The organism is Micromonospora sp. NPDC048909 (genome assembly GCF_040649635.1).
Taxonomy (GTDB): domain Bacteria; phylum Actinomycetota; class Actinomycetes; order Mycobacteriales; family Micromonosporaceae; genus Micromonospora.
In genome coordinates this window covers 203,096-229,293 of the sequence record NZ_JBEZFU010000008.1, presented here as the reverse complement: position 1 = coordinate 229,293, position 26,198 = coordinate 203,096, and the positions used below count along the sequence as shown (strand labels likewise).

25 protein-coding genes are annotated in these 26,198 nt (G+C 74.8%); 10 read left to right on the top strand and 15 right to left on the bottom strand.

Features of this window, described 5'->3' with window-relative positions; all coding sequences use genetic code 11:
* The first annotated feature begins 226 nt into the window (after nucleotides 1–226).
* Together AB0C04_RS22500 and AB0C04_RS22495 are read left to right on the top strand one after the other, a co-directional pair.
* Nucleotides 227–1,015 carry an ABC transporter ATP-binding protein gene (locus AB0C04_RS22500; protein ID WP_350871111.1) on the top strand — a complete coding sequence of 263 codons (789 nt, stop codon included), beginning with the start codon at nucleotides 227–229 and terminating at the stop codon, nucleotides 1,013–1,015.
* Nucleotides 1,012–3,069, top strand: a complete 2,058-nt coding sequence (locus AB0C04_RS22495) for a penicillin acylase family protein (protein WP_357057671.1) — start codon at nucleotides 1,012–1,014, stop codon at nucleotides 3,067–3,069. The genes AB0C04_RS22500 and AB0C04_RS22495 overlap by 4 nt, the downstream gene beginning before the upstream one ends.
* A 153-nt stretch (nucleotides 3,070–3,222) precedes the next feature.
* Here AB0C04_RS22495 and AB0C04_RS22490 read toward each other — a convergent pair whose 3' ends face one another.
* The 10 genes from AB0C04_RS22490 to AB0C04_RS22445 form a co-directional block, all read right to left on the bottom strand.
* Entirely contained in the window at nucleotides 3,223–4,065 is an 843-nt protein-coding gene (locus AB0C04_RS22490; RefSeq protein WP_357057669.1) for a S1 family peptidase, read from the bottom strand.
* A 66-nt stretch (nucleotides 4,066–4,131) separates the two neighbouring features.
* On the bottom strand, nucleotides 4,132–4,962 hold the full coding sequence (locus AB0C04_RS22485; RefSeq protein ID WP_357057667.1) for a metallophosphoesterase: 831 nt from the start codon (nucleotides 4,960–4,962) through the stop codon (nucleotides 4,132–4,134).
* A complete protein-coding gene (locus tag AB0C04_RS22480) occupies nucleotides 4,959–5,531 on the bottom strand; it encodes a nucleosidase (protein WP_357057665.1) in 573 nt (190 codons plus the stop codon). Before AB0C04_RS22480 ends, AB0C04_RS22485 begins: the two co-directional genes overlap by 4 nt.
* Nucleotides 5,528–6,409, bottom strand: coding sequence for an SMP-30/gluconolactonase/LRE family protein (locus AB0C04_RS22475; protein WP_357057663.1), 882 nt, complete (start codon nucleotides 6,407–6,409; stop codon nucleotides 5,528–5,530). The genes AB0C04_RS22480 and AB0C04_RS22475 overlap by 4 nt, the downstream gene beginning before the upstream one ends.
* A 57-nt stretch (nucleotides 6,410–6,466) precedes the next feature.
* Nucleotides 6,467–7,402 (bottom strand): sugar kinase, encoded by a 936-nt coding sequence (locus AB0C04_RS22470; protein ID WP_357057661.1) that lies wholly within the window; start codon nucleotides 7,400–7,402, stop codon nucleotides 6,467–6,469.
* On the bottom strand, nucleotides 7,399–8,019 hold the full coding sequence (locus AB0C04_RS22465; RefSeq protein ID WP_357057659.1) for a bifunctional 4-hydroxy-2-oxoglutarate aldolase/2-dehydro-3-deoxy-phosphogluconate aldolase: 621 nt from the start codon (nucleotides 8,017–8,019) through the stop codon (nucleotides 7,399–7,401). Before AB0C04_RS22465 ends, AB0C04_RS22470 begins: the two co-directional genes overlap by 4 nt.
* A complete protein-coding gene (locus AB0C04_RS22460; RefSeq protein WP_357057657.1) occupies nucleotides 8,016–8,840 on the bottom strand; it encodes a hypothetical protein in 825 nt (274 codons plus the stop codon). The genes AB0C04_RS22465 and AB0C04_RS22460 overlap by 4 nt, the downstream gene beginning before the upstream one ends.
* Nucleotides 8,841–8,926: 86 nt before the next feature.
* The gene (gene dgoD / locus AB0C04_RS22455) at nucleotides 8,927–10,072 is read right to left on the bottom strand and encodes a galactonate dehydratase (RefSeq protein ID WP_357057655.1); all 1,146 of its coding nucleotides are present in this window, start codon (nucleotides 10,070–10,072) and stop codon (nucleotides 8,927–8,929) included.
* A gap of 164 nt (nucleotides 10,073–10,236) precedes the next feature.
* The gene (locus tag AB0C04_RS22450) at nucleotides 10,237–10,947 is read right to left on the bottom strand and encodes a FadR/GntR family transcriptional regulator (protein ID WP_357057653.1); all 711 of its coding nucleotides are present in this window, start codon (nucleotides 10,945–10,947) and stop codon (nucleotides 10,237–10,239) included.
* Nucleotides 10,948–10,983: 36 nt separating this feature from the next.
* Nucleotides 10,984–11,742, bottom strand: a complete 759-nt coding sequence (locus AB0C04_RS22445; protein ID WP_357057651.1) for an SDR family NAD(P)-dependent oxidoreductase — start codon at nucleotides 11,740–11,742, stop codon at nucleotides 10,984–10,986.
* A 145-nt stretch (nucleotides 11,743–11,887) separates the two neighbouring features.
* On the opposite strand from AB0C04_RS22445, the gene AB0C04_RS22440 reads away from it, so the two are divergent.
* From AB0C04_RS22440 to AB0C04_RS22425, 4 genes are read left to right on the top strand one after another with little or no spacing between them, the layout of a single operon-like run.
* Nucleotides 11,888–13,186, top strand: coding sequence for an extracellular solute-binding protein (locus AB0C04_RS22440; protein WP_357057649.1), 1,299 nt, complete (start codon nucleotides 11,888–11,890; stop codon nucleotides 13,184–13,186).
* A gap of 10 nt (nucleotides 13,187–13,196) precedes the next feature.
* A complete protein-coding gene (locus AB0C04_RS22435) occupies nucleotides 13,197–14,132 on the top strand; it encodes a sugar ABC transporter permease (RefSeq protein WP_357057647.1) in 936 nt (311 codons plus the stop codon).
* Complete coding sequence (locus AB0C04_RS22430) at nucleotides 14,129–14,953, top strand: carbohydrate ABC transporter permease (RefSeq protein WP_357057645.1); 825 nt, start codon at nucleotides 14,129–14,131, stop codon at nucleotides 14,951–14,953. The genes AB0C04_RS22435 and AB0C04_RS22430 overlap by 4 nt, the downstream gene beginning before the upstream one ends.
* Nucleotides 14,950–17,028, top strand: coding sequence for an alpha-galactosidase (locus AB0C04_RS22425; RefSeq protein WP_357057643.1), 2,079 nt, complete (start codon nucleotides 14,950–14,952; stop codon nucleotides 17,026–17,028). Before AB0C04_RS22430 ends, AB0C04_RS22425 begins: the two co-directional genes overlap by 4 nt.
* Here AB0C04_RS22425 and AB0C04_RS22420 read toward each other — a convergent pair.
* Entirely contained in the window at nucleotides 17,025–17,984 is a 960-nt protein-coding gene (locus AB0C04_RS22420) for a YafY family protein (protein ID WP_357057641.1), read from the bottom strand. The two genes, AB0C04_RS22425 and AB0C04_RS22420, sit on opposite strands and share 4 nt — an antisense overlap.
* A 61-nt stretch (nucleotides 17,985–18,045) precedes the next feature.
* Here AB0C04_RS22420 and AB0C04_RS22415 point away from each other — a divergent pair, with 61 nt between their 5' ends.
* Nucleotides 18,046–18,630, top strand: coding sequence for a DinB family protein (locus AB0C04_RS22415; RefSeq protein WP_357057639.1), 585 nt, complete (start codon nucleotides 18,046–18,048; stop codon nucleotides 18,628–18,630).
* 1 nt (nucleotide 18,631) lies between these two features.
* The gene (locus AB0C04_RS22410) at nucleotides 18,632–19,069 is read left to right on the top strand and encodes a VOC family protein (protein ID WP_357057637.1); all 438 of its coding nucleotides are present in this window, start codon (nucleotides 18,632–18,634) and stop codon (nucleotides 19,067–19,069) included.
* Between the two features lie 23 nt (nucleotides 19,070–19,092).
* Here the strand turns inward: AB0C04_RS22410 and AB0C04_RS22405 are convergent, their stop codons facing one another.
* Nucleotides 19,093–22,128, bottom strand: coding sequence for an Hsp70 family protein (locus AB0C04_RS22405; protein WP_357057635.1), 3,036 nt, complete (start codon nucleotides 22,126–22,128; stop codon nucleotides 19,093–19,095).
* 165 nt (nucleotides 22,129–22,293) lie between these two features.
* Here AB0C04_RS22405 and AB0C04_RS22400 point away from each other — a divergent pair, with 165 nt between their 5' ends.
* Both AB0C04_RS22400 and AB0C04_RS22395 read left to right on the top strand, forming a co-directional pair.
* A complete protein-coding gene (locus AB0C04_RS22400; RefSeq protein ID WP_357057633.1) occupies nucleotides 22,294–22,986 on the top strand; it encodes a response regulator transcription factor in 693 nt (230 codons plus the stop codon).
* Nucleotides 22,979–23,998 carry an ATP-binding protein gene (locus AB0C04_RS22395; RefSeq protein WP_357057630.1) on the top strand — a complete coding sequence of 340 codons (1,020 nt, stop codon included), beginning with the start codon at nucleotides 22,979–22,981 and terminating at the stop codon, nucleotides 23,996–23,998. The genes AB0C04_RS22400 and AB0C04_RS22395 overlap by 8 nt, the downstream gene beginning before the upstream one ends.
* Before the next feature lie 44 nt (nucleotides 23,999–24,042).
* Here AB0C04_RS22395 and AB0C04_RS22390 read toward each other — a convergent pair whose 3' ends face one another.
* Genes AB0C04_RS22390 through AB0C04_RS22380 form a run of 3 tightly spaced genes read right to left on the bottom strand, consistent with a single transcriptional unit; the run spans nucleotide 24,043 to nucleotide 26,065 of the window.
* Entirely contained in the window at nucleotides 24,043–24,693 is a 651-nt protein-coding gene (locus AB0C04_RS22390) for a class I SAM-dependent methyltransferase (RefSeq protein ID WP_357057628.1), read from the bottom strand.
* Nucleotides 24,690–25,370 (bottom strand): DUF2064 domain-containing protein, encoded by a 681-nt coding sequence (locus tag AB0C04_RS22385; RefSeq protein WP_357057626.1) that lies wholly within the window; start codon nucleotides 25,368–25,370, stop codon nucleotides 24,690–24,692. The genes AB0C04_RS22390 and AB0C04_RS22385 overlap by 4 nt, the downstream gene beginning before the upstream one ends.
* The gene (locus AB0C04_RS22380) at nucleotides 25,367–26,065 is read right to left on the bottom strand and encodes a glycosyltransferase family 2 protein (protein ID WP_357057623.1); all 699 of its coding nucleotides are present in this window, start codon (nucleotides 26,063–26,065) and stop codon (nucleotides 25,367–25,369) included. Before AB0C04_RS22380 ends, AB0C04_RS22385 begins: the two co-directional genes overlap by 4 nt.
* Nucleotides 26,066–26,198: the final 133 nt, after the last annotated feature.

Sequence of the window (26,198 nt, the reverse complement as noted above, 5' to 3'; positions counted from 1 at the left end):
GAGCGCGAGGAGTGAGCTTGCGAGCCCCGCAGCCGCGAACAAAGGCGGCACCGTGAGCGCGAGGAGTGAGCTTGCGAGCCCCGCAGCCGCGAACAAAGGCGGCACCGTGAGCGCGAGGAGTGAGCTTGCGAGCCCCGCAGCCGCGAACAGAGGCGGCACCGTGAGTGCCCGCGACGAGAACGGAGCATCGATGGAGACCGGCACGACACGGCTGAGCGGCACCGGGATGACCCTCGCCTACGACCGGCGCGTCGTTGCCGAGGGGCTGAGCGTCGCCGTGCCCGACCGGTCGTTCACGGTGGTCATCGGGCCCAACGCGTGCGGCAAGTCCACGGTGCTGCGGGCGCTGTCCCGCATGCTCAAACCGACCGCCGGTGCGGTGCTGCTCGACGGGGAGGACATCCACCGGCGGCCCGCCCGCCAGGTGGCCCGCACCCTCGGCCTGCTGCCGCAGTCCTCGATCGCCCCGGACGGCATCACCGTCGCCGAACTGGTGGCCCGCGGCCGTTACCCGCACCAGGGGCTGCTGCGGCAGTGGTCGCGCGAGGACGAGCGGGTGGTCGACGAGTCGATGACCGCGACCGGGGTGGCCGACCTCGCCGACCGGGCGGTGGACGAGCTCTCCGGCGGGCAGCGGCAGCGGGTGTGGATCGCGATGGCGCTGGCCCAGCAGACTCCGCTGTTGCTGTTGGACGAGCCGACCACGTACCTGGACATCGCCCATCAGATCGAGATCCTCGACCTCTGTGCCCGGCTGCATGAGGAGCAGGGCCGCACCCTGGTCGCCGTGCTGCACGACCTGAACCACGCCGCCCGGTACGCCACCCACCTGATCGCGATGCGCGACGGGCGGGTCGTCGCCGCGGGCGAGCCCGGCGAGGTGGTCACCGCCGAGCTGGTGGCGGAGGTCTTCGGGCTGCCCTGCCGGGTGATCGAGGATCCGGAGACCGGCACTCCGCTGGTCGTCCCGGCGGGCCGCCGCCGGGCCGCCGTGCTCGCCCCGGAGCCGGCATGAGCATCGCGCACGGCGGCGCGCGCGTGTTCCGGGACCGGTGGGGTGTGCCGCATCTGCGCGCGGTCGACCCGCGGGCGCTCGCCGTCGCACAGGGCCGGGTCACCGCGTACGACCGGGCCTGGCAGTTGGAGGTGGAGCGGCACCGGTCCCTGGGCAGCACCGCGTCCTTCCTCGGCGCCGACGCGGTCGGCTGGGACCGGTTCGCCCGGCAGGCCCGGCTGGACGACACCGCCCGGCGCTGCCACGCCGCCCTGGACCCGGCGACCGCCGAGTGGGTACGCGACTACGTGGACGGGGTCAATGCCGGCCTGGCCGCCGGTGCGGCCCGGGCGCCCGAGTTCGCCGCCGTCGGGCTCAGCCCCGGCCGGTGGGAGCCGTGGACACCGCTGGCGGTGTGGCTGACCCACCACATCCTCTTCGCCGGCTTCCCGAACAAGTTCTGGCGCGAGCACGTCGCCCGCCAGTTGGGTGATGCGGCGACGACCCTCTTCGCCGCCGACCACCCGGCGACCGCCGGCAGCAACGGTTGGCTGCTGGCCGGCGACCGGACGGCGACCGGCGCGGCGCTGCTCGCCGGCGACCCGCACCGGATCATCGAGGCCCCCGGGGTGTACCAGCAGATCCGGCTCGCCTGCCCCGAGTACGACGTGATCGGCCTGGCCGTGCCGGGCGTGCCGGGCGTCGCCCACTTCGGACACACCGGCGAGGTGGCCTGGTCGATCACCAACGCGATGGCCGACTACCAGGACCTCTACGTCGAGCGGCTACGCCGCCGGGGCGGCGTGGTGCAGGCGTACGGCCCGGACGGCTGGGAGACGGCCGCGGCGCACACGGAGACCGTGGAGGTCGCCGGCGGGGACCGGGTCGAGGTCGAGGTGGTCGAGACTCCCCGCGGACCGGTGATCGCCGGCGGGCCGGACGAGGAGTCGGCGATCAGCCTCCGCTACCCGCCCCGGGTGCTGGCGCAGCTCGGCTTCGCCGCGCTGCCGGCGCTGCTGCGCGCGCGTACCGTCGCCGACGTGGACGCGGCGGTCGACCTCTGGGTCGAGCCGGTCAACGTGCTTCAGGCGGCGGACACCCAGGGTGGTCTGCTGCACCGGGTGGCCGGCGCGGTGCCGGTGCGACACCCGGCCAACCGGCTGCGGGTGGTGCCGGCCTGGGCGGCGGACCACGCCTGGCAGGGCTGGTACGCGCCGATGCCGCGGGCCGACGTCGACGGCTGCGCGGTGATGGCCAACGCCCGTGGGCTGGCCACCCCGCTCGGCGTCGAGTTCGCCCCGCCGTACCGGGCCGACCGGATCCGCGAGCTGATCGACGGCGGCCGGGACTGGACGGCCGAGGAGATGGCGGGGGTGCACACCGACACGCATCTCGCCGCCGCCGGCCCGCTGCTCGCCCGGCTGGCCGGCCTCAGCGGGCTCGGCCCGGCCGCCGCGGCGCTACGGGACCGACTGCTGCGCTGGGACCGCCGGATGGCCGCCGAGAGCACCGACGCCGCCGGGTACGCCCTGGTGCGGGCGGCCCTGGTACGCCGGCTCGCCGCACACCCCGCGCTCGCCACGCTGGCCGACCCGCCGTCGTACCCGGAGGTGTTCCAGCCCTGGCTGGCGCTGACCCCGCGGGTCGCGCTCGCGCTGGCGGCGCTGCTGGAGAGCACGCTGCTGCCCGGCGTCGACCCGGACGCGCTGCTCCGCGCGGCCGTCGAGGAGGTGGCGGCGGCCGGGGTCGGGCTGCCAGCCTGGGGTGAGCTGCACCGGCTCACCCCGTGGCGGGCGCTGCCGGACCCGGACGCCGGGCCGGGCCCGCGGCTGGCCGGGGACCACGACTGCGTGCTGTCGACGTCCAGCGTCCCCGGGCTCACCCACGCCAGCGTGCGTGGCCCGGCGGCCCGCTACGTCTGGGACCTCGCCGACCGGGCGCGCAGCCGCTGGGTGGTGCCGCACGGCGCGTCCGGGGTGCCCGGCGACCCGCACCACCACGACCAGACGCCGGCCTGGCTGGCCGGCGACCTGCTGCCCGTGACCACCGACTGGGACCAGCTCACCGAGGTGTGAGCGGAGAACTGACCGCCGCACCGCGCGGGGGGCGCCGCCCCGCGGCGGTGCCTCCGGTGAGGGTGATACCTCTGCGGCATCAATATGCCGCAGAGGTATCACGCTCGTGCGGACCACCGCCGCCGGGCCCGACAGTTCCCCGGGCGCGGCGGGTCAGGGGATGGTCAGGCCGTACGCCGCCAGGACCTCCTGGATCGGCTGGTAGTAGGTGGTGCCGCCGGAGGTGCAGTTGCCGCTGCCGCCGGAGAGGATGCCGACGATCCGCCCGGTCGACGCGACGTAGAGCGGGCCGCCGCTGTCGCCCGGCTCGGCGCAGATGTTGGTGCGGATCAGCCCGGCGACCGAACCCTGCGAGTAGTTGACGGTCTGGTTCAGGCCGGTGATCGTGCCGCAGCGTACGCCGGTGGTCGAGCCGCTGCGACAGACCGCCAGACCGACGTAGGCGCCGGTGACGCCGTTGATGGTCAGCAGCCCCGGGTAGGTGTAGACGGCGCTGGGGTGGGCGACCGTGCTGGTGTAGCGGACCAGGCCGTAGTCGTTGCCGGGGAAGCTGCTGCCGGTACGGGAGCCGAGCACGGTGGTCTGGGCGCTGTTGGCGTACCAGGTGGCGCCGAGGGTGGTGCAGTGCCCGGCCGTGACGAAGTAGTAGGTGCTGCCGCTGCGGACGTTCGCGCCGAGCGAGCAGCGACCGCCCCCGCCGTAGATCGCCTGGCCGCCGGCGATGAGGGTGCTCAGCCGTCCGGGTTCCCGGCGCAGCTGCGCGCCGGCCCGGGAGGCGGTCTCCCGCAGCGCGGCCAGTTCCCGCCCGGTGACGGTGTCGTCGACGGTGACGGTCATCCGGCCGGTGGCCGGGTCGAGTCCCCACGCGGTGCCGGTGGTGCGCACCTCGGCGAGCACCGCGGCCGCGCCGGCCGGGTCGGGTCGGGCCTGGGCGGCGGCCGGGGTGCCGAGCACCAGCGCGGCGAGGACGAGGACGACGAGCGGGAGACGGCGCATCCGGACCTCCGATTGATCGGCAGATGTCGATGTACTCTCTCAGCATCCGCCGGTCCCACCGCGCATTCAAGACCCCGGCAGGATCACCCGGGGCACCGCCGGAGCGCCGCGTCGCCGCCACTCCCGCGGGTAGCCCAGCGACACCTCCTCGAACCGGACCCCGTCGTAGCTGGTGGTGCGGGGGATGTGCAGGTGCCCGTAGACCACCGCCGTGGCCCGGAACCGCCGGTGCCAGTCGGCCGTCCGCACCGTGCCGCACCACTGCGCGAACTCGGGATGACGCAGCACCAGCGTCGGCTCGCGGACCAGCGGGAAGTGGTTGACCAGCACGGTCGGCCGGGTCGGGTCGGTGGCGGCCAGCCGGCGCTCGGTCGCCGTCACCCGGGCCGCGCACCAGGCGTCCTGGCTCGGGTACGGGTCGGGGTGCAGCAGCGCCTCGTCGGTGCAGACGACCCCCACGTCGTACGCCCGACGCAGCGACTCCTCCTTGCTGCTGGTGCCGGGAGCGTGGAACGAGTAGTCGTAGAGCAGGAAGAGCGGGGCGACGGTCACCGGACCGTCCGGGCCGGACCAGACCGGATAGTCGTCCTCCGGGGTGAGCACACCCAGCTCCCGGCACATCGCGACCAGCTCCCGGTAGCGCGCGTCACCGCGCAGCTGGACCGGATCGTCGCGCATCGTCCACAACTCGTGGTTGCCGGGCGCCCAGACCACCGTGGCGAACCGGGCACGCAGCAGGGCCAGGGTGGACCGGATGTCGGCGAAGCGCTCGGCCACGTCCCCGGCGACGATCAGCCAGTCCTCGTCGGACCCGGGACGCAGCCCATCCACGACCGCCCGGTTCTCCGCGTACCCGACGTGCAGGTCGCTGACCCCGAGCAGCCGGCCGGCGCTCACCCGAGCTCGGCCCGCACCCAGTCGGCGAGGTCCCGCGCGCAGTCGTCGACCGTGTCGCGCCAGGCCCGGTCCGCGCCCTCGCCCGCCTCGTCGCTGACCCGCTTCACCAGCCGGCACGGCACCCCGGCCTGGGCGGCGGCCCAGGCGACCGCGTACCCCTCCATGTCGACCAGGTCGGCGCGCCGGGCCAGCCGGGCCCGGGCCGCCTCGTCGGCGATGAACGCGTCGCCGGTGGCCAGCACCGCGGTCCGGCTGCCCAGGGTCAGCGGCGCGCCGTAGGTCTGCCCGGTGAGGGTCCGCAGCAGGTCGGTGTCGAGATCGTGCTGGAGCACCGTGCCGATCTCGTGGATGCCCGCCCAGCCCGGACGCAACGCCCCGGCGGTACCGAGGTTGAGCACCAGCCTCGGCTTCGGGCCGGCGGCCAGCACTGTCGCCAGCGCGGCGGCAGCGTTGACCTTGCCCATGCCGGTGAGCAGCACCGGCAGCCCGGAATCGAGGTACGCGGCCTCCTCCTCGACGGCCAGCACCACCAGCGGGACGTCGGACCGGATGTCACCGGAAAGAATCACCCGCGAATCGTACGGGCCGCCCGGGCGGGCCGGCCGATGGCCGGCACGTCCACCGCGAGCAGCGCGCCGTCGAGCGGCCCGGGATCGGTGAGCCCGTACCGGGCGGTGGTCACGAAGAGCCGGCTCAGCCCCGGCCCGCCGAGACAGACGCTGGTCGGCTGGGCCGCCGGCAGCCGGACCTCCCGCTCCAGCGCGCCGTCCGGCCGGTAGCGGCGTACCGCCGAGCCGCCCCAGAGCGCCACCCAGAGATGGTCGGCCGCGTCCACCGTCATCCCGTCCGGGGCGCCCTCGGCCGGGTCGAGGCGCAGGAACGGCTCACGGGCGCCGAGCTCGCCGGTGCGGGCGTCCACGGTGAACCGGTCGACCTGCCCGCGCGGGGTGTCGGCCAGGTACATGGTGGTGCCGGCGCCGTCGAAGGCGGGCCCGTTGGCGATCGTCAGCCCCGTCACCACCGCGACCGGTACGCCGCCCGGGTCGAGCCGGTAGAGGGAGCCGCCGCCGGGCACCCCGGCGTAGGTCATGCTGCCGGCCCAGAAGCGGCCGTGCGGGTCGGCCACCGCGTCGTTCATCCGCGCCGGCTCGGACCGGCCGCCTTCCAGGTCGGCGACCGTCCGGTGCCCACCGTCGGCGGTGAGCCGGGTGATCCCGGTGCCGGCCACGGCCAGCCACTCCCCCGGCCGCCCCGCCACCGGCGCCACCGCACCCAGCGGCACGTCCAGCCGGGTCAGCTCGCGCAGCGGTCCCGGGCCGTCCCCACCGTTGCTCAACAGCCGGCCGGCGAGCAGGTCGACCAGGACCAGCCGGTCGTCCACCCAACGGGCGCCCTCGCCCAGCTCGAGGCGGTCCGCGCTCCAGGCGGTGGGCTCGGTCAGCTCCATCTCTCCTCCTCCAACGACAACGCGGCGCAGGCCCGCCCGGTGCGGACGCGACAGCGGTCAGCGCAGCGCGGCGCCCGGTTCGTGGTCGAGCAGCGTCAGCTCGGTCCGCTCGGGCAGGCCCTCCCAGTCCCCACGGGTGGCGACGGCGAAGGCGGCGGTGGTCACCGCGCGATCCAGCCGGCCGGTGACGTCCGCCCCGTCGAGCAGCGCGGAGAGCAGCCCGGCGACGAAGGCGTCCCCGGCGCCGATCGTCTCCACCACCGGCACCCGGCGGGCCGGGCGGTGCACGGTGCCGCTCTCGTGGTAGCTGGTCGCCCCGTCGGCGCCGAGCTTGACCACCACCTCGCGTACGCCCCCGGCGCGCAGCGCGGCGGCGGGGTCGTCCGCGTCGGTGAGCACGGGCAGCTCGTCGGCGGAGGCGACCACCAGGTCGACCCAGGGCAGCAGCGGCCGCAGCGCCGCCGCGGCCTCCGCGACGGACCAGAGCCGGTTGCGGTGGTTGACGTCGAGGCAGACCAGCGCGCCTGCGGCGCGGGCCCGCTCGACGGCGGTGCGTACCGCCGCGTACGGGCCGGGGCCGAGGGCACAGGTGATCCCGGTGACGTGCAGCACTCGGGGTGACGCCGCGTCGAACGCGCGGTCGACGTCGGCCGGGGTAAGCCGGGAGCCGGCCGACCCGGCCCGGTGGTAGGTGACCCGGTTGAGGTCGGCCACCCGGGGTTCGAAGAGGATCAGCCCGGTGGGCGCGTCGGGGTCGACCCGTGACCAGGTCAGGTCGACGCCCTCGGCGCGCAGCGTGCGGCGGACCAGCGCCCCCGGCTCGTCGGCGCCGGTGACCCCGACCCAGCCGACGGTGTGGCCCAGCCGGGCCAGCCCGATCGCCACGGTGGACTCGGCGCCGGCGATGGAGATGCCGGCGGTGCCGCCGAGGCGCAGCGCGCCGGTCGCGCGGAAGGCGGCCATCGTCTCGCCGAGGGTGAGCACGTCGGTCACGCGCGTACCGCCGCCAGGAAGGCCGCCGCTCGCTGCCGCAGGGCGGCCGGGTCGCCGCCGCGGACGGCGTCGCCGAGCAGCGGCGATCCGACGCCCACGGCGATCGCGCCGCGCTCCAGGTAGCGCCGGGCGCCCTCGGCGTCGACGCCGCCGACCGGCACGAGCGGGGTGTCCGGGAACGGGTCGCGCAGCGCGGCGAGGTAGTCCGGGCCGCCGAACGAGGCGGGGAAGAGCTTGACCGCGGCGGCGCCGGCGGCCCGCGCGCGGACCACCTCGCTCGGGGTGAGCGCGCCGGCGAGTACCGGCAACCCCAGCCGGGCCGCCTCGTCCAGGCTGTCGGCGATCGCCGGGGTGACCAGGAAGGTCGCGCCCGCGTCGGCGGCGGCCCGGGCGTCGTCGACGGTGAGCACGGTGCCCGCGCCGAGGTGGAACTCCGGGCCGAGCGCGGCTCGGGCCCGGCGAATCGTGCCGAGCGCGTCCGCGCCGGTCAGTGACACCTCGATCAGCGCCACCCCGCTCTCGGCCAGGGTCAGCACCGCGGCCAGCGCCGCGTCCGGGTCCGGGCCGCGCACGATGGCGAGCAGTCGATGGGTACGCAGGGCGTCGGTCAGGTTCATCGGGGTCCTCCCCTTCGGTGGGCGGAGACGGTCAGTCGCCAGGTGACCTCGCCGGCGGGCGGGACCACCGCCGCGTCCCCGGGCCCGGCGTCGGCCAGGTCGAAGGCGGCGCCGAGCATCGGCTCCACCCCGACGCTGCGGTACGGCCGGTCGGCCGGCCAGCCGCGCAGGTTGCGCCAGAGCGCGGTGGACCGGGGCTGGTCGGCGCACTCCAGCTCCAGCGTCAACAGGTCCGGCCCGTCCACCACCCGGACCCGGGGGCAGTCGACCAGCACCGCGCCGACGGCGGTCCCGTCGTCCGGGCCGAGCGCGTCCAGCGTCAACCCGGCCGGGGCGGGCCACTCGCCGGTCAGCCAGGGCTGGTTGGTGGGCCAGTCGCCCGGCAGCAGTTCGGCGGCCTCCGGGTGCAGCCGGGTCGGGGTGCCGGCCGGGGCCTGGAGTCGGGCCGCCGGCGAGAGGTCGAGCAGGGCGTGGGCGGCCCACACGAAGCGGTAGCCGGGCTCGGCGGCGAGCCGGTAGTCGGCGACGACCGCGCCGGACCGCTCGGCCAGCCGCCGGGTGAGGGTGAAGTCCGGGTTCTCGACGACGGCGGTGTCGGGCCCGGTCGCGCGCCACGGCCGGGACCAGACGTCGCCGTGGTCGGGCCGGCCGCGCACGGTGGGCAGGCACTCCTCCAGCCCGCCGGCGTCCACGAACGCCGCCCCGGGGCGCACCGCGGCCCGGCCGGGCTGCGGCCCCCGCCAGAGCCACTCCCGGCCGCCGCCGGCGAGGCTGGTCCAGCGTCCGCCGAGTGCGAGGTCGACACCGACGCGCAGCGGCACCGGCCGCTCGACGTCGGCCGCCGGGTGGACGGCCGGCGACGGGCCAGGGCCGTCCCTGGATGTCTGCGGTCGCGGGTCGGTCGGGGTCACCATTCGGCGAACGAGCCGTCGGGGTGCCGCCAGACCGGGTTGCGCCAGGCGTGCGGGCTCTTCGCGGCCTTGCGGACCGCGGCCTCGTCGACGGTGACGCCGAGGCCGGGCCCGTCGAACTTGACGATGTGCCCGTCGACGAACCGGAACGGCTCCGGGTCGACGACGTAGTCCAGCAGCTCGGAATCGGCGTTGTAGTGGATGCCGATGCTCTGCTCCTGAATGAGGAAGTTCGGCGTCGCGAGAGCCACCTGAAGGCTCGCCGCGAGCGCGATCGGGCCGAGCGGGCAGTGCGGGGCCAGCAGCGCGCCGTACGTCTCGGCGAGCGCCGCGATCCGCCGCACCTCGGAGATGCCGCCGGCGTGCGACAGGTCGGGCTGGACCACCGCCACCCCGGCCTGCAACGGGGTGAGGAACTCCCCGCGCCCGTAGAGCCGCTCGCCGGTGGCCACCGGCACCGGCGAGCAGGCGACGATGTCGCGCAGGTGGTGGGCCTGGTCCGGCAGGACCGGTTCCTCCACGAAGAACGGCCGCAGCGGCGCCAGCTCGGGCAGGATGCGCCGGACCGCGGCGAACCCGGCCCGACCGTGGAAGTCGAGCGCGATGTCCCGGTCGTCGCCGAGCACCTCCCGGGCGGCGACGACCCGGCCGAGCACCGCGTCTATCTCAGCCGGCGTGGGGATGGGCGAGAGCTGCCCGGAGGCGTTCATCTTCACCCCGGTCAGCCCGGCGGCGACCTGCGCGGCGGCGGCGTCGGCGATCTCGCCGGGCTCGTCCCCGCCGATCCAGGAGTAGATCCGCACCCGGTCCCGGACCGCCCCGCCGAGCAGGGCGTGCACCGGCACCCCGTACGCCTGCCCGGCGATGTCCCAGAGCGCCTGGTCCAGCCCGGCCACCGCGCTGGAGAGCACCGGGCCGCCCCGGTAGAACCCGCCCTTGGTGAGCACCTGCCAGTGCTGCTCGATGCGCAGCGGATCCTCGCCGAGGAGGTACTCGGCGAGCACCTCGACCGCGGTGCGGACGACCTCGGCCCGCCCCTCCACCACCGGCTCACCCCAGCCGACCAGCCCGGTGTCGGTCTCCACGCGGCAGAAGAGCCAGCGCGGGGGCACCAGGAAGGTCTCGATCCGTTCGATCCTCACTGGACCGGCCTTTCGTTCGCGACCGCGGTGCTCGCAAGCTCACTCCTCGCGCTCACCGGACCGGCCTTTCGTTCGCGACTGCGGGGCTCGCAAGCTCACTCCTCGCGCTCACCGGACCGGCCTTTCGTTCGCGACTGCGGGGCTCGCAAGCTCACTCCTCGCGCTCACCGGTCACCCTTCTGTCCGCGGACCTTTTCCACGTCCCGTACCGCCTTCGCCAGCAGGTCGCGCATGGCCGTCTCGGCCGCGCTCTCGTCGCCCGCCCGGATCGCGTCGACCACCGCGCGGTGGCTCGGGACCGGGTCGTCGTCGCTGTCGCGGCCGTGCACCAGCCGGTCGCGCTCGGCGAGCCCGGTCTCCATCACCACCTCCATCCGGACCAGCAGCTCGTTGTGGGTGGCGGCGAGCAGCGCGCGGTGGAACGTGAGGTCGGCGGCCACCGCGGCGCTCGGGTCGCCGTGCGCCTCGGTCATCTCGGCGAGCGCGGCGTCGAGGGCCAGCACGTCCTCCGGAGTGGACCGGGCGGCGGCCAGCCGCGCCGCGGCCGGTTCGATGATGGCGCGGACCTCCTGGAGCTTGTCCAGCAGCCGCGGGTCGGCGCCGTCGGCGAACTGCCAACGGATCACGTCGCCGTCGAGCAGGTTCCAGTCGGCCCGGGGCCGGACGAACGTGCCGCGCTTCTGCCGGGCGTCGACGATGCCCTTGGCGGTGAGGACCTTCAGTGCCTCCCGCAGCGCGGTGAGGCTGACGTCCAACTCTTCCTGCAACGCGGCGATGTTCAGGGTGGCGCCCTCGGCGATCTCGCCGCTGAGGATGCGGCGGGCGATCACCTCGACGGTCTGCCCGTGGACGCCGCGGCCCGCGTACTGTGCCAATCTATTCGCGCCTTTTCGCTCGTCGGTTTCGATCTCTCAGGCCGAGGCTTTCACCGCGGTCCAACCGCCGTCCACCACCAGGCTCGCGCCGGTGACGTAGGCGGCGTCCGGTGAGGCGAGGAACGCCACCACCGCCGCCACCTCGTCGGGGGTGCCGAAGCGCTGCGCCACCGTCTGGGCGACGCTGCGGCGGCGGTCCTCCTCGTCGATGCCGTCCCAGGCGCCGGTGAGGATCGGGCCGGGGAGCACGCTGTTGACCCGGACCTGCGGCCCGTACTCGACGGCGAGTTGGCGCCCGAGGGACACCAGGGCGCCCTTGGCCGCGGCGTACGCCGGCCGGCCGGGGAGGCCCACCAGCGCGTGCACCGACGACACCAGCACCACCGCGCCGCAGCGGGCGACCAGGTCGTCGAGGCAGGCCCGGACGCCGAGGAACGCGCCGGTGAGGCTGACCCCGAGCTGCCGGTCCCAGGACGCCCGGCTGGTCTGGTGCGCGGGCGCGACCTCGACCGCGTAGGCGTTGCTGACCAGGATGTCGACCGGGCCGAGCGCGGCGCGCACCTGGTCGACCGCGGCCGTCCAGGATGCCTCGTCGGCGACGTCGGCCAGCACGGACAGTGCCTGCCCTCCGGCGGCGGTCAACTCCTCGGCCAGCGGCGTGCAGTCGCGGACGTCGAGCAGGGCGACCCGGGCACCCTCGGCGGCCAGGCGTCGAGCCGTCGCCGCGCCGATGCCCCCGAACGCGCCTGTGACCAGCGCTGTTCTACCGTCCAACCGACGCGCGTCCGGACTCATCGACACCCCACACCGAGCCGTTTAACCATTAATTACGAATACATCTTGACAGTCAGCCGGCTCGGATGCAACCTTCTGGTCACATCGTTCACACCACCGACACACAAGCGAGTGACGCAGCGTGTCGATGAGGAAGGGACACCCCGTGACCGACTTCGACCCCGGCCGCCGCCGGCTCCTCGGCCACCTCGGGCTCGCCGGCCTGGGCGTGCTCGGCGCCGGCCCGTTGCTCACCGCCTGCGCCAGCTCCGCCAGCGGGCCCGCGAGCGGCGACGGCGGCTCCAAGGCCGTGACCCTCCAGTCCAACCTCTCGTCGCCGCAGGCCAAGACGGCGATCGAGAAGCTGATCGACAGCTTCAACAAGCAGGGCAAGGGCACCGCGTCGGTCAACACGATCGCCTCGGAGACCTTCCGCACCCAGCTGCCGACCTACCTCACCTCCGCGAACCCGCCGGACCTCTACACCTGGTACGCGGGCTCGGTGGCCAACGACTACGCCAGCAAGGGGCTGCTGCTCGACGTCTCGGACGTCTGGCAGGGGCTGGGCGAGTACCCGCAGTCGCTGCGCACGCTCTCCACCGACGCCAGTGGCAAGCAGGTCTTCGTGCCGATGACCAACTACTGGTGGGGCTTCTTCTACCGCAAGAGCAACTTCGCCAAGTGGGGCGTGCAGGAGCCGAAGACCTGGGCCGAGTTCCTGTCGGTCTGCCAGACCATCCAGAGCAAGGGCGTTCCGCCGATCGGCATCGGCCTCGGCGACACCCCCTGGGTCGCCTCGGCCTGGTTCGACTACCTCAACATCCGGATCAACGGCGCGCAGTTCCACCGCGAGCTGCTCGCCGGCAAGCAGCGCTTCGACGACCCGAAGGTCAAGGCGGTCTTCCTGCGCTGGCGCGAGGCCCTGCCGTTCTTCGACCCGAAGGGCAAGGCGTACCCGTTCCAGGAGGCGACCACCGCGCTGCTCGCCGGCAAGACCGGGATGTTCCTGATCGGCACCTTCTTCGCCGACGCCGCGCCCAAGGACGCCCTGGGTGACCTGGACTTCTTCCGGTTCCCGATCATCGACCCCGCGGTGCCGGTGGCCGAGGAGGCGCCGACCGACGGCTTCTTCGCCAGCGCCAAGACCGGCAACGCGACCGGCAGCAAGGCCCTGCTGAGCTACCTGGCCTCGGTCGAGGCCCAGGAGGAGTACGTCCGGTCCAGCTCCGGGATCGTGCTGCCGGCGCACCCGAAGGCCAAGGCCGCCGACTCCCCGTTGGTGAGCAAGGGCAAGGCGATGCTGGAGAGCGCCGCGGAGCTGACCCAGTTCTTCAACCGCGACTCCAGCGACGCGCTCCAGCCGACGGCGGACACCGCGCTGACCAAGTTCATCGACAAGCCGGACCAGATCGACGCGATCCTGCGGGAGTGGCAGGCCGGCGCCGAGAAGGTCTTCAAGGGCTGACGTGACAGACGTGTCCACCAAGGCCGAGACACCCCGGACGACGGCGTCCGATGTGGCCGGCACACCCCGGCGGCGGCGACGGTCGGCTCGACTGTCGCCGCTGCTGGCGGCGTTCGTGCTGGTGCCTTTCGCCGTCGAGAGCATCTGGGTGTTCTGGCCGGCGCTGCAGGGCTTCTGGTTCTCGCTGACCCGCTGGGACGGCCAGACCCCGCCGCAGTTCATCGGCGTCGACAACTACGTCGAGCTGGCCGGCGACGCCACCTTCCGCGGCGCCCTGATCAACACGGTCATCTGGCTGGTGCTCTTCGGCGGGCTCTCCGTCGTCGGCGGCTTCGGGATGGCGCTGCTGCTGCAACGGGACCGTCGGGGCGTCGGCTTCTACCGGGCCGCCCTCTTCACCCCGGTGGTCTTCTCCCTGGTGGTGACGGCGCTGGTCTGGCGGGTCTTCTACCAGCCCGACGGGGTGGCCGACTCGATCCTGCGAGCGATCGGGTTGGAGCATCTCATCCGGCCGTGGCTCGCCGACCCGGAGACCGCGCTCTACGCGGTGATCCTGCCGGCGCTCTGGCGGCAGATCGGCTACGTGATGGTGCTCTTCCTCGCCGGTCTCAAGGCCATCGACCCGGCGCTGCACGAGGCCGCCCGGATGGACGGGGCGAACGCGTGGCAGCGGCTCTGGCACGTCACCGTGCCCCAGCTCAAGGGGGTCAACGCGGTCGTGCTGTCGGTCATCGTGATCGACTCGCTGCGCTCGTTCGACATCGTCTGGTCGCTGACCCGCGGCGGGCCGTACCACTCCTCCGAGCTGCTCAGCACCTACATGTACTCGGCGGCCTTCCAGAGCCTGCGGCTCGGGTACGCCTCGGCGATCGCCGTAGTGATCTTCGTGCTCGCACTCGCGGTCATCCTCGGCTACCTCGTGCGTGCGTTCCGGGAGGAAGCGTGATCCAGAAGTTCCGCACCGGGGCCTTCCACAGCGGCATGATCCTGCTCTCGCTGCTCTGGCTCGCCCCGGTGCTCTGGGTGGTCGTGATGTCCACCCGCACCTTCGACGACATCGCCGCCCACGGCGTGGGCAGCCTGCCCCACTCGTTCACCCTCGACACGTACCGCCAGGCGTGGACCGACGGCGGCGAGCTCCAGGCGCTGATCAACAGCATGCTGGTGACCATCCCGTCGGTGGCGCTGAGCCTGGCGCTGGCCGCGGTCGCGGCGTTCGCGCTGAGCCGCTACCGGATCCCGGGGCGGCGCACGATCCTGCTGCTGATGCTCGCCGGCAACCTGCTGCCGCCGCAGATCCTGCTCATCCCGGTGCAGAAGTTCAGCGAACTGACCGGCCTGTACGACACGCTCTGGGCGCTGATCGCGGTGCAGGTCGGCTTCGGGCTCGGGTTCTACACCTTCGTGCTGCACGGCTTCATGCGCGACCTGCCCGGTGAGATCCAGGAGGCGGCGACCATCGACGGGGCCGGCCCGTGGCAGATCTTCGCCCGGGTGATGCTGCCGCTGACCCGCCCGGCGCTGGCCGCGCTCGGCGCGCTCTCCTTCACCTGGATCTTCAACGACCTGCTCTGGGCGATCACCGTGCTGCGCACCGACGACCGGATGCCGGTCACCCCGGCGCTGCTCGCGCTCCAGGGCCAGTTCGTCTCGTCGTGGAGCGTCATCGCCGCCGGCACGGTCATCGCCGCGGTCCCGACGGTGGCGGTCTTCCTGCGGTTCCAGCGGCACTTCGTCTCCGGCCTCGCGATCGGAGCGGTCAAGTGAGCGCGCGGCGGTGGACGCTGCGCGGCGCGCAGACCGAGTACACCGTGACGCTGCCGGCGCACGGGCGCTGGTTGGAGCTCTCCGCGTGGGGCCCGCACGGGGTGAGCGACGGGCCCTCCCCCGTCGCGTACGACGGGCCGGTGCCGTTCCTCACCGCCGGGGACGCCGCCCCGGTCGAGTACGCCACCGACGCCGACCGCCCGTTCACCGGCGCGGACCTGGTGGTGGAGACCACCACCGGGCACCGGCGGGTGGCGTTCGGCTTCGCCGAGGCGGCGCACGACGTGGCCGCCGGCACGCTCGCGGTCGCCTTCGTCGACCCGGTCAGCGGGCTGCGCGCCGAGCTGCGCTACGCCGTCCCCACCGGCACCGACGTGGTACGACGCTGGGTGGAGCTGACCAACACCGGCGTCGAGCCGCTGCGGCTGGTCCGGGCCGGCTCGGCCGGGTTCTGCGTGCCGACCCCGCACGGGGCGGTGCTCAGCCACCAGTGGGGTCAGTGGGCGCAGGAGTTCCAACTCGACCACGTCGACCTCGGCCACGGCGGGTTCACCATCGGCAGCAGCCAGGGCGTCCCCGGCCATCTGCACGTACCGTGGCTGGCCGTGCGCGACCGGGCCGCGCCGGACGGCCCCACCTGGGGCGTCGCGGTGGCCTGGACCGGCTCCTGGGAGATCACCGCGGAGCGCGACACCGGCGGGCTGACCCGGGTACGGGCCGGCCGCCAGCTGGCCGACGGGCCGCTGGACCTGCCGGCCGGCGCCGAGCTGACCCTGCCCGAGGTCGCCGGGGCGTACAGCGCCGACGGGCTGGACGGGCTGGCCCGGGTCTGGCACCACTACCAGCGGCTGCTCGCCGGGGACCGGCTGACACCCCGACCGGTGCTCTACAACTCGTGGGAGGCGACCTACTTCGCGGTCGACGCCCAGAGCCAGCTCGCGCTCGCCCGGATCGCCGCCGACCTCGGGGTGGAGACCTTCGTGGTGGACGACGGCTGGTTCCTCGGCCGTACCGACGACACCACCGGCCTCGGCGACTGGTCACCCGACCCGGCCAGCTTCCCGGACGGTTTCGAGGCGTTCATCGCCGAGGTGCGCGCGCTGGGGCTGCGGTTCGGGCTCTGGGTGGAGCCGGAGTGCGTCAGCCCCAAGTCGCGGCTCTACGCCGAGCACCCCGACTGGGTGTACAGCGTCGACGGTCGGCCGCTCACCCCGATCCGCAACCAGTACCTGCTCGACCTGGGCCGCCCGGAGGTCGCCGAGTTCGTCCACAGCACCCTCGACGACCTGCTGCGCCGCTACGACATCGCGTACCTGAAGTGGGACTTCAACCGGCCGCGGACCGAACCGGGCAGGGCCGGCGCCCACGGCGCGGTCGACCTGGACGGCGGGCACGTGGCCGCCCTGCACCGCATCTACGACCAGTTGCGCCGGGACCACCCGGACGTGCTGATCGAGTCCTGCGCGGGCGGCGGCGCCCGCACCGACCTGGCGATGGCCGCCCGAGCCGACATCTTCTGGCCCAGCGACAACACCGCCCCGATGGACCGGTTGGCCATCCAGCACGGCTTCCTGCACGCCAACGCCCCGCACCTGCTCAGCTCATGGGTGACCGACGCGCCCGGGATCTTCGACCCGCGGCCCCGGTCGCTGGCGTTCCGCTTCGTGCTGGCGATGGCCGGGGTGCTCGGCATCGGCGCGGACATCCGGCACTGGACCCCGGAGCAGCGGGCCGAGGCGGCCGACTGGATCGCCCGGTACAAGGAGATCCGGGAGGTGGTCACGCACGGCGAGGTGCACCTGATCGGCGGGCCGGACCAGGCCCGCTGCGCGGTGCAGTACACCTCGCCCGACCGGCGGACCGTGGTCGTGCTGGCCTGGCACACCGGCCGGTCGGACGGCGTCGGGCTGCTGCCGTCGCGCCCGGTGCGGCTGCCGCTGCGCGGCCTCGACCCGGACGCGCGGTACCGGCACGGCGAGCACCACTACTCCGGCAGCCACCTCGGCGCGGTCGGGCTGCCGGTGCAGTGGACCCCGAGCCACGACGCCGAACTCGTCGTCCTGCACCGCGACTAGGCGGTCCCGGCGATGGCTGCGAGGCGGCGGGCGAGCAGGGCAGCGGCCTCCCGCAGCTCCGGCGGCTCCAGCACCTCCGCCTCGAAACCCAGCCGGGCCACGTGCGCGGCGAGCCAGTGCAGGTCGTCCCCGCCGACGACGAGCACGCACCACCCGTCGCGGTCGTCCTCGACCCGCCCGACCTGGGGCGGCACCAGCTGCCGCACCCGGTCGGGCGGGGCGTGCACCCGCACCCGGGCGAGATACCGGTACGGCGACTCGGTCACCGAGCGCTGCACGTAGGCGACCGGGTCCGGATGCTCCCGCGGCCGGAAGCGCCAGGTCGTCGGCTCCACCTCGCGCATCCGGTCGAGCCGGAAGGTGCGCCAGTCGTCGCGGTCGACGTCCCGAGCCATCAGGTACCAACGGCGGCCGGTGGTCACCATCCGCACCGGCTCGACCGTGCGCTCGGCCTCCCCGCCGTCGCGGCCCGCGTAGCGGAACCGGACCCGCACCGCGTCGCGACAGGCCCGCGCGAGCGTGACCAGCAGCTCCGCGTCGATCTCGACCCCGGGGCCGACCAGCGTCTCGGTGGCGCCGTAGACCGCCCGCACCTCGGCGCGCAGCCGGGACGGCATCACCTGGTCGAGCTTGGCGAGGGCCCGCAGCGCCGCCTCGCCCGCTCCGGCGATCGTGCCACCCGACGCCAGCCGCAGGGAAACCGCCGTCGCGATCGCCTCCTCGTCGTCGAGCAGCAGCGGCGGCAGCCGGGTGCCGGCGCCGAGCTGGTAGCCGCCGCCGACGCCCGGCGTCGCGTGCACGGGGTAGCCGAGCGCACGCAGCCGCTCGACGTCGCGGCGCACCGAGCGGTCGGTGACCCCCAGCTCGACGGCGAGTTCGACGGCGGTCCAGGACGGCCGCCGCTGCAACAGCGCCAGCAACCGCAGTACCCGCTCGGTGGTCGCCTCGACGGTCACGCGCCGATCGTTCCACAGATCACGGAACGATTCTGTCCGCAATCTGCGGCAGGCTGCACCCATGACCGACCCGACCTGGAATTCCCTGCTACGAGACCAGCTCACCTGGCACTGGACCAATCAGTTACGCGATCGCCTCGACGGGCTCACCGACGACGAGTACTTCTGGGAGCCGTCGCCCGGCGGCTGGAGCGTGCGCCCGCGCGGCACCGGAACGGCGCCGGTGCAGGCCGGCTCCGGCGCGATGACCATCGATTTCGCGATGCCGCAGCCTGACCCGCCACCGTTCACGACGATCGCCTGGCGACTCGGGCACGTGATCGTCGGGGTGCTCGCGGCGCGAAACGCAGCGCACTTCGGCCGCACGCCCACCGACTACCAGTCGTTCGAGTACGCTGCGACCGCGAAGGCGGCGCTGGCCCAGCTCGACACTGAGTACGCCACCTGGCTGGCCGGGGTCGAGTCCCTCGGCGAGAGCGGTCTCGCCCGCCCGTGCGGGGATGCGGAAGGACCGTACGCCGAGTACCCGATGGCGGTGCTGGTGCTGCACATCAACCGCGAGCTGATCCACCACCTGGCCGAGGTCTGCCTGCTCCGCGACCTCCACCTGCACACCAACCGGCAGACCCGACGGGAGGCGAGCTGAATTGGCCCGCGACGTACAGATCACTTTCGACTGCGCCGACCCGGCCGGGTTGGCGGCGTTCTGGGCCGACACCCTCGGCTACCGGCTACAGGACCCACCCCCGGGCTTCGAGTCGTGGGAACAGGCGCTGGAGGCGATGGGCGTGCCGCCCGAGCGCCGCAACGACGCCTCGGCGGTGCTCGACCCCGAGGGCGCGGGGCCGCGGTTGTTCTTCCAGCGGGTGCCGGAACCCAAGCAGGTCAAGAACCGGGTGCACCTCGACGTGCGGGCCGCCCCGGGGCTCGAGGGCGACGCGCGGATGGCCGCCCTGGAGGCGGAGGCCGAACGGCTCGTCTCCCGTGGCGCCACCCGGCTCGAGCGCCACGAGCCCGCTCCCCCGCTCGGCGCCGGTCACATCATCATGGCCGACCCGGAGGGCAACGAGTTCTGCCTCGACTGATCAGCCGCGGGTGACCACCCGGGTCAGTCGGAGGCGAAGCGGTAGAGCACGAAGTCCTTCTCCGCTCCGCAGGCGATGACCCGGGTGTTCCACGAGCAGGTGGCGCTGCGTACGTCCTTGAGCTGGCCCAGCTCGGCCACCTCCCCGTTGCCCGCCCACACCCCGGCCATGCTGCGGTCATCCTCGACCGAGCTCGGCGGCTTGGCGAAGACGAGCACGTTGCCGGCGTCGAGTCGGACCCCGACACCGTCACGGTCGCGCAGCACCGTCTTGCCCTTAGCGTCGAAGATGGTGCTGGTCGCGGCCGGGTCGGTCCGCCGCACGAGCAGGCGCTCGCCGAGCGGCACCAGCGTCGCGGCATTCGGGGCCGGCCAGTGCTGCACCGCGCCCTCCTCGGTGGCCACCACCACCTCGGTCCGCGCAGCCTCGGAATCCGGCACCTCCAGCAGGCAGGCCCGCCGCTCGCCGCAGGCCACCAGCGCCTTCGGCCGGCTCCGGTCGTCCCGGGAGCGATAGAGCAGCACCGGCTTCGCCGCCGAGGTGAGGTCGTAGGCGAGCACCTGGTAGCCGCTGTCGTTGTTCGCCACGTAGAGCCGGTCCTCGTGGGCCACCAGCAGGTCGTCGAGGTCGGCGACCGCGCCCCACTCGCGGACGATCCCGCCACTGTCCATGTCTACCAGTCGCACCGACCGGTCCGCGCCGACCTGCACCAGCCGCCGCGCCTGCCCGTCCTCCCACGGATCACGGGACCCGCCGTCCAGGTATGCCGGCCCGCCGGCTCCCGCGTCGGTGCCCACCGGCAGGACCTCGGTCCGGGTGCTGCCGTACTGCTCCTTCGGGTTGGGCCGGCTCCACCGCTCCCGGCCGTTGTCCATCCGTAGGCCGACAAGCCGGTGCTCGGTCCGGTCGACCAGCACCGCGGTCCGCTCGGTGAAGAAGACCTCGTCGTCGCCGCGCACCGCGCGGTTCCAACGCCGCTCGCCGGTCGTACCGTCCAGGATCACCAGCTCGCGCGGGGTGCTGTCGCCGGGCGCGTCGGCGAAGATCGCCACCGCGCCCGGGACGGCGACCAGCCGCTCCCAGTCGTCCGCGACGAAGCCGGTCTGCTTGCGCCACGGCTCGTCACCGGTGCCGGTGTCGACCGCGACCACCTCAAGCTGCTTGTCGGCCCGCTGGTATGCCAGGTAGGCGCGGTCGCCGAGCACCGCGGTCCACATTCCGGTGGGCCGGTCGTCGCCGGCCTTCGGCCGGGCCACCTCGGTCAGCGCCTCCTGCCACTCCAACCCCGGGTAGCGGTCCCGGGTCAGGTAGAGCACCGCCGCGGTGGCCACCCCGGCGAGGGCGAGGACGGCGCCCAGCGCGATCCACCAGACCCGCCGCCGGCGGCCGGCCCGACCACCGGGCCGAGCCGGCGACACCGGCCCGCCGCCCGGCGGGCCGGACGCGGCAGCGCCGAACGGTGGCCCGGGCGGCCCGCCGAACGCCGGAGCAGACGGACCGCCGAACGCCGGGGATGTTGGCCTACCGAACGCCGAGGCGGACGGGCCACCGGGCGAGGGCGCGGCCGGACTGCCGTAGGGCGGCAGGGGCGGTGCGCCGCCGAGTGGGGGCGCGGAGACCGGTCGGCCGGGTGCCGGCAGTGCCGTCGGATGGTCGGCCAGGTCTTCGAGCGTGGGTCCGAGGCCGACGCCGGCCGGCATCGTCGCCGCCAGGGTCGCCGGCACCGCGGGGGCGGCGGCCGGCACCGTCGTACCCGGACCGGCGGCCGGCCGGGTCGGGTCGTCCGCCGCCGGCTCGGGCGGGGCGGCGGGCACGGTCGGTGTCGTGACAGCGGGCGGCGGGGCGGCCTGTCCGGGTACGGCGGGCGCGGCAGCCGGTGCGACGTGCCCCGGCATCGGCTGGGGCGGGCGTCCGGCCGGGCGGCGCAACGGCAAATCGGTGAGCGCGCCCTCGGCCACCGGCAGCTCCGGCTGCTCCAGCACGGTCGGCGCGATCCCCAGGTCGGCATGGAGCATCCGGGCCACCAGCGGTATCCGGGACGAGCCGCCGACCAGGAAGAGCCCGGCCAGCTGCTCCGGAGTCAGGCCTGCCTCGGCGATCACCTCACGGGCGGCGGCCACTGCGCGGCGCAGCAGCGGCGTGGCGGCGCGCTCCACGTCGTCGCGGGTCAGCCGCACCGCCTCGGCGATCCCGGGCACCGCCACCGGCGCGGTGGTACCGCGGGAGAGCATCTCCTTCGCGCCCCGTACCTCGTCCCAGAGCTGGACGCGGTCCCGCCGCCCGGTGGCGTCGCGCGGGCCGGTGAGCCGCATCCATTGCTCCGGGTGCCGCCCGGCGACCAGCTCGCCGACGCGCTCGATGAGCGCGAGGTCGACGTCCAACCCGCCGAGGTCGGGCAGGCCGCCGCAGGAGATCACCGTGAAGCCGGAGTCACCCCACGGGTCGGCGCCGTCGTTGCGGACCACGGCGACGTCGAGGGTGCCGCCGCCGAAGTCGAAGACCGCGATCGCCTCGCCGACCGGCACCGGACGGCGTAGCACCTCGGTGTAGTAGCGGGCGGCGGCCACTGGCTCGCGCAGCAGCCGCGTTCCGGGGGGCGTGGGGCCGGCCAGGGTGTGTTCGGCCGCCTGCGGCCAGCCGGCGCGCAGCAGCGCGTCGCCGAGCACGTGCCGGCGCGGGGCGTCCCAGGACGCCGGGCAGGTGAGCACGGCCGGGGGAAGGAAACCGACGGTCGCCACCGCGGCCCGGCCGACCACGTGCAGCACCGCGCCGAGCAGCTCGGCGGGCGCGAACTCCCGGTCACCGAGCGGGACGGCCGGCTCGCCGATCCGGCGCTTCGGGTTCGGCTCGAACCGGGCCGGGTCCTCCTGCGCCAGCCGCCGGGCGTCCAGACCGGCGTGCAGCCTGCCGTCCGAGTCGGCGTACACGGCGGAGGGCATGATCGGCTGACCGTCCACCAGCAACGGACGGGTCCGCCCGTCCGGCCAGCGCAGCACGGCGACGGTGTTGGACGTGCCGAGGTCGACACCGAGGGCGAAGCCCTCGTGCTGGCCTGCCATCTACCGATACCTCCGCCGCGACGAGGGATGCCGACCCCGCATCGTACGCAGCCACCGCCGAGCTGCTGACCGGCCGGTCAGCACCAACCGCCGTAAGGAAGCCGCAACATCTTGTCGCGTGGGCCCGGCGGGCGGGCTGGCTAGGCTGGCTGCCGGGAGGTGCGCGTGGGGCAGCGGGTGCTGGTGGTCGACGACGACCGGACGGTCAGCGACGTGGTCTGCCGCTACCTGGAGCACGCCGGCTACGAGGTGAGCCACGTCGGCGACGGCCTCGCCGCGCTCGACGCGGCGCACGAGCGCCGGCCGCACCTGGTGGTGCTCGACCTGATGCTGCCCGGGCTGGACGGGTTGCAGGTGTGCCGACGGCTGCGCGAGCGGCCGGACGGCGTACCCATCATCATGCTCACCGCCCGCGGTGACGAGGCGGACCGGGTGCTCGGCCTGCAACTGGGCGCGGACGACTACCTGGGCAAGCCGTTCTCGCCGCGGGAACTGGTACTGCGGGTCACCTCGGTGCTGCGCCGGGCCGGCGAGCCCGTTCCCCCGGCGGCCGAGGTCTTCGCCGACGCCGGCCTCGAGGTGGCGACCGGGCCACGGTTGGCCACCCTGCACGGTCGGGAGCTGACCCTGACGCTGCGCGAGTTCGACCTGCTGGCCCACCTGATGCGCCATCCGGCGCGGGCGTTCCGCCGCGCGGAACTGCTGGAGCGGGTCTGGGGCTGGAACTTCGGCGACCAGTCGACGGTGACCGTGCACGTGCGACGGTTGCGGGAGAAGATCGAGGACGACCCGGCCGAGCCGCGCCGCATCGTCACCGTCTGGGGTGTCGGCTACCGATACCAACCCGCCGATGCGTGACCTCGCGCTGATCTTCGTCATGGCGCTGGCGGCGGCGCTCGGTGTCGGCCTGGTCGGCGCGCTCGCGCTGCGGCTGCTGCGGCACCGGTCGATCACCGTGCACGTCTGCGTGCTGCTGGCGGTGGCCGTGGCGGCGGTGGTGGCCGGCGTGGTGGTGGTCGCCCAGGCGATGTTCCTGTCCGCGCACGATCTGCAGGTGGTGCTGCTCACCGTGGCCGCCGCGGCGGCGGTGAGCCTGGCGATCGGTTGGTCCTTCGGCCGGCGGCTCGCCGTCGCCGCGGTCTGGGCCGACCAGGCGCGGGAGCGGGAACGCCGGATCGAGAAGGGCCGCCGGGACCTGGTCGTCTGGGTCTCCCACGACCTGCGCACCCCGCTGGCCGGGCTGCGCGCGATGGCCGAGGCGCTGGAGGACCGGGTGGTCGACGACCCGGCGACGGTCGCCGAGTACCACCGGCGGATCCGGGTCCAGACCGACCGGATGACCCGGCTGGTGGACGACCTGTTCGAACTCTCCCGGATCAACGCCGGCGCGCTGCGGCTGTCGCTGAGCGCGGTGCCGCTCGGCGAGGTGGTCTCCGACGCGCTCGCCGGTGCCGCGCCGCTCGCCGCCGCCCGGCGGATCCGGCTGGTCGCCGCCGAGTCGGGCTGGCCGACCGTGTCGGCCAGCGAGCCCGAGCTGGCCCGGGTGGTCGGCAACCTGCTGCTCAACGCGGTGCGCTACACCCCGGAGGACGGCACGGTCCACGTCGACGGCGGCCGGGACCGGGACGACGCCTGGCTGGCCGTCGCGGACACCTGCGGCGGGATCCCCGAGGACGACCTGCCCCGCCTCTTCGACGTGGCGTTCCGCGGCGAGCCGGCCCGCACCCCCCGCTCCAACGGGGAGGGCTCCGGCGGGTTGGGCCTGGCCATCGTCCGAGGGCTGGTCGAGGCGCACGGCGGCCGGGTGGACGTGCAGAACACCGACGGCGGCTGCCGGTTCGTGGTCCGGCTGCCGGCCACCGCCGGCTGACCGGGCCGCCAACAGCAGCCCCCAGGGCCGCGTCACGTCAGGCATCACTCGCCGGACGGCGTGCCCAGCTCGCCGAACCACCGTCCGTCGCGGCGGAACACGTCGCGTACCGAGAGGCCGACCCGGCTGGCGACCGGGTGCGCCGCCCGGGTGTCGAGGCGGGCCCAGCGGAACGTCGGACCGAGGGCGGGCTGGCCGGGCCGGCGTGGCGAGGCCACCCGGGCCTGCCCCTGCCAGAGCCCGGCCCCGGGCGGCTCCAGCTCGACCAGCACGGTGCCGGCCGGGTCGAGCAGCGCCCGGCAGCGGCGCAACAGGGCGACTGGGTCACCGCCGATGCCGATGTTGCCGTCGAGCAGTACGACATGCGCCCAGCGCCCCTCACCCGGCAGCGGGTCGAACAGGTCACCGTGGATCGCCACCGCGCCCCGGGCCCGCGCGGCGGCGACCGCGTACCCGCAGACGTCGACGCCGACCGCCGTGATCCCGGCCCGGGCGAGCGCCACCGTGAGCCGGCCCGGACCGCATCCCAGGTCGAGCGTCGGCCCGGCGCAGCGGGCCACCACCTCGGCCGCGGCGGGCTCGGCCGGGCCGTGCCAGCGGCGCACCGGCAGGCGGCTGCGCCGCCCGTCGCCGTGCACCAGCCAGTGGCCGTCCGCCCGGTCGCGCAGCGCGGTGCCGAACCCGTCGGAGCTCATCCGCGCCCCCGGGGGACCAGGTCGCGCCGGACCGCGCCGACCTGCCGGGCGAACCGGCCGCTCGGCACGCTCGCGGCGACCGCCAGCGCGTCCGGCCACTCGTCGACGTCGCGCAGCACCGGCAGCGCGGCGGTGCGCAGGCCCCGCTCCCCCAGCGCCGACCAGGTGCCCCGGCCGGTCTCCGGGGTGGACATCGGCACCGTACGCAGCAGCGTCGCGTGCCGCGGGTCGCGCAGGCCCAGCGACCACCAGCCGCCGTCGAGCGCCGCGCCGAGCACCGCCTCCACGCTGTCCAGCCGGCGCACCGCCGCGGCCAGCCGGGCCGGGGTCAGCTGCGGGGTGTCCATCCCGATCTGGAGCACCGGCCGCCCCGGATACGCGGCGGCCACCTCGGCGTACGCGTTGGCGAGCCGCTCACCCAGGTCGGCGCCGCGCTGCGCCAGCATGGTCCAACCGGTGAGCGCCTCGGCCAGCGCGGCCCCGTCGACGGCACCGTCCAACCGGCCGGTCCAGGCCAGCACGGGGGTCACCCCGGGGGTGGCCCGGACCGCGTCCAGGGTGTCCCGCAGCGCGGCGGCGGCGATCCGGGCCGCCTGGGCGGGGCTGGCCGGCGGGCAGAGCCGGGTCTTCACCGCGCCCGGGACCGGCGCCTTCGCGACCACCAGCAGGACGGTCACCGGGGACCGCCGACGGTACGCAGCACACCCGCGAAGTCGCGGGTCGCGCGCAGGGTGCCCCGGACCGAGCCGGAGACCTTCGACCGGGTGCCGGCGGTTCGGGGCGCGTAGGGGACGTCGAGTTCCCGGATCCGCCAGCCGGCGGCGGCCGCCCGGATCAGCAGTTCGAGGGGGTAGCCGAAGGCCCGATCGGTGACGCCGAGGGCGAGCAGCGCGTCGCGGCGGGCCACCCGGATCGGGCTGAGGTCGCGCAGCGGCACGCCGCGGCGGCGCAGCAGGGCGGCGACCAGCGCCGTACCGGCTCGGGCGTGCCAGGGCCAGACGCCGGCGCCGACCGGCCGGCGGCGACCGACCGCGAGATCCGCCGTGCCGGCCGCGACCGGGGCCACCAGCGCCGGCAGGCCGGCAGGGTCGAACGAGCCGTCGGCGTCGAGCACGCACACCAGCTCCGTGTCGGCCGCCTCCACTCCGGTGTGCACGGCGGCGCCGTAGCCCCGGCGCGGCTCGTGGACCACCCGGGCGCCGTGCCGGGCGGCGACCTCCGGTGAGCCGTCCCGGGAGCCGTTGTCCACCACGACGGCCCGGTAACCGGGTGGCAGGGCGGCGAGCACGCCGGGCAGCGCGGCGGCCTCGTCCAGGCAGGGCAGAACGACGTCGATGACGGTCGGCGGGGCGCTGTCGATCGGGGCAGGCATATCGCCGACGCTAGGGCGCGACCAGGGCGTTCGGGGTGGGAACGTCCTTACCGAACGCTTACCGCGCGGGCGATTCTTACCGTGCGATGACGTCCCGGCGGTTCCGCCACGGGGCGGCGCCCGCTGGTCGTAC